3 protein-coding genes are annotated in these 2,984 nt (G+C 38.8%); 1 reads left to right on the top strand and 2 read right to left on the bottom strand.

From position 1 onward, the window contains the following. The first annotated feature begins 736 nt into the window (after positions 1–736). Positions 737–1,468, top strand: a complete 732-nt coding sequence (locus AC6I5C_RS17785) for an SOS response-associated peptidase (RefSeq protein ID WP_497906345.1) — start codon at positions 737–739, stop codon at positions 1,466–1,468. A 221-nt stretch (positions 1,469–1,689) separates the two neighbouring features. Here AC6I5C_RS17785 and AC6I5C_RS17780 read toward each other — a convergent pair whose 3' ends face one another. Continuing rightward, on the bottom strand, positions 1,690–2,322 hold the full coding sequence (locus tag AC6I5C_RS17780; RefSeq protein WP_497906344.1) for a hypothetical protein: 633 nt from the start codon (positions 2,320–2,322) through the stop codon (positions 1,690–1,692). Between the two features lie 136 nt (positions 2,323–2,458). Continuing rightward, positions 2,459–2,935 (bottom strand): hypothetical protein, encoded by a 477-nt coding sequence (locus tag AC6I5C_RS17775; RefSeq protein WP_497906343.1) that lies wholly within the window; start codon positions 2,933–2,935, stop codon positions 2,459–2,461. Between the last annotated feature and the right edge of the window lie 49 nt (positions 2,936–2,984).

Raw genomic sequence — 2,984 nt, 5'->3', positions numbered from 1 at the left:
CTCACTACTCACTACTCACTACTCACTACTCACCACCCATTCTCCATTATTACTTCTACATTCTTAATTAAAAAGGGCTGGGGTGAAAGTCCAGGAAGGGCAGGTAAAGTGGTGTTCCGCCTTCGGTCGTCAGGCAATAAAGCCGCCAAACCAACACCGCACATTTTTTGGTGGTAGTTATTTAGGAAGTCAAAAAAAGAGCGGTGTTGCCCTGCGGGTGCCCTATCTGTCTAGTGCCTGTCCAGGGGGCGGTTTGGCATCTTTATCGCGTTCCTCGGTCAGTTGTCACGGCAGTTCACCTTGTATGTGTGGCACCTTCCTTCCGTACCTCCAGTCAGTAGCCAAACATCCAACCACTGCCCATAATTGTGCTCGCCTGCGGGTCGCTGCGGGCTGCGGCTTACCGTAGCTGTGCTGCCACCGCTTTAGCCTTCCTTTCGTCAGTCTAATGCTTTGGCCAGATAGCGGTACGCCTTGTGTCAAGTTCCGGGGCTCTCCGCCTTTTTGTGTAAGCAAAAGTTACAAAAAGGCTACGCTCCCCTTCACACATAGCTACAAACCGCCCTTCTCAGGGCTCCCGTTTGTACCACCGTTGCTCCGCTCGCAGCCGGCTCGCTGTTTCCGCTGCGCTCCAACGCTACGCGCGTTTCCCTGCCTGCTCAAGAATGTTAGTGCCTAAGTGAATATCGATACAAGTGAATATTAATTTGTAAATTCAGGTTCAAAAGTTGAGGTCATGTGTTTCCGTGTCAGTACATATCAAGAGCCGCAAAATTTAGAAAGGAATTTTAAAGTAAAATTGGTCGATGAAAATCTGCGGCCTTATTTTAAACAGCCACACTACCATCACAATGGCTTTTCCCATCCCAATATGTTGGTCATTCCCCAAGAAAACTCGGCGGTTTTGGCACCTGGGGTCTGGGGCATCGTTCCAAATGATAGAACAGTAGAGGAAATCAAACCCTATTACAAAGAATCTGTGAAGTATGGGGCCGGCTTAAATGCCCGTTCAGAAAAAGTATTCCAACACTTTCTCTACAGGGAATCCATCAAGGAGAAAAGATGTATTATCCCAGTGTCCGGCTTTTTCGAGCCCCATGAACACAAAGGCAAAAAATACCCTTTTTACTTTAAGGATAAAGAAAACAAGCCTTTGGCATTGGCAGGCCTGTACACCCTTATCGGTACCTATATAACCTTTGCCATCCTAACTAGGGAAGCCTCCCCCTTGTTTGCTAGAATCCATAATAAGAAAAAACGGCAGCCATTGATACTCGATGCCGATTATGCTCATAACTGGCTGTCCATGGACCTTACACAACCAGAGATCAAGGACATCATCAACTATACCTTCCCTGAAGAACACCTAGATGCCTATTCGGTGAGTAAAGATCTTTTCAGTCCAAAAGTGGATAGCGATGTGCCAAGTATTGTGGGAAAAGTCGAATACCAAGAACTGGTAAGTTAATTGAAAAGCGGTTTTAGCCTTATTTAGTTGCCCCTCTCTATGCTGGTTCTGTAGCCTTATTTCCGGCCGGGTCAGCATATCGCACAACGGTTAGGCTATAATTCCGTTGCGAGGAAAAATCGGAGATTTTTCAGAGTAGGAATTGTAGCTGGTTAAAGATAATGTTTTTAGGATAGAGTAGGGAGCTAGTAATGGATTATAGCCGTTGTTACAAGCTGTATTTATTTTCTTGCATATCTATGGTCAACTATTATTTCGTCCTCCATTTTGATAATCTTTGTTTTGGCTAGTAAGGGAATTCCATTTTCATCTAATCCATCAAAAAAAGCTCCTTCTTCAAATTCTTCAAGTTCAATATCAAAATTTGGGTTTATGTAAACCTCTGAAAATTTAGTATCGAAATTTAAGTTTGCAAAACGCTTCGAGTCTAAAAAGTAAAAGGTAAATTCTTTTATTCCAGTATTTCGGTCAAAAGCAATTAATTCGTAAGTTTTTTCCTTTACTGGATAACAAATCATTTTTCTATAGGAATATTTTTTGGATTCATTTTTTGTTTCTATTGTTTTGTCAAAATCGATTCCGACAATTTTTATTTTTTCTGGTAATCCGTAATACAATATTTGGGTTATCCGAGAAGTGTCATTTTTGATTCTTGTATTCTCTTCAACGATATAATTACGTATTTTCGATTTTCGTCTCTCGTCAAGGGCATTCCATTTTTCTGTTTTTAAAGTGTCAATAATCCACAAGTCTTCTGTAATTGTTTCAATTTTGGTAATTTCAAGAAGGCTCTTTTCTTGACCAAAAGAATTTGAAAAGATTAGAATAAACAATATGAAAGTTAATTTGTGCATTGCTTGTAACGGTTTGTGTATAGTTTCGTTGCGTGAAAATCCGCTAGGATTTTCGTGTTAAGAAACTAAGATAATAAAGTTGCGAGGATTTTCCGCGAGGAAAATCAGAAGCAATGAATTATACACTGTGTTGCCATTAGTTTTTTTTCACTTTGGCAACATTGGATAACATTGCACCAAATTTTTTTCCGTATTTATGTTTTGTTTGGATTTGAGCTTTCCAATAAATCATGTCAGCATCTAATTTCTTTTGGTATTGAAATCCGCCTTTTTTTAAAGTAAGAGTGTCGGGATTATAAAGTTTTTTTGGATTGTATGAAATGCTGTCAATCATTATTACACTTGTATTTTTAATATCATTATTATAACCAACAAAAACAATTTCTCCGCTAATATTTGAATTCAGTTCATAAGTATTTTTGTAGTGAGGAATGTCCCTTATTGTTATACTATCAAAAACATATTTATTGTTTATTTCCGCTACAATTTTTTTTAGACTATCATTTTCCGCTCGTAGGTTTTCAATTTCAGAAATTTTATTTTCGGTTTGATTAATGTCTGTACAACTGGAAATTAATAAAGTCAGAAGTATAATTATTGTTATTTTTTTCATTTTTCAAATTAATGGCAACGGTTGGGCTATAATTCCGTTGCGAGTAAAA

The organism is Mangrovimonas sp. sgz306409 (genome assembly GCF_059735265.1).
Note: the sequence above shows the minus strand (reverse complement) of the source record. Positions and strands in the feature narration are given on the sequence as shown.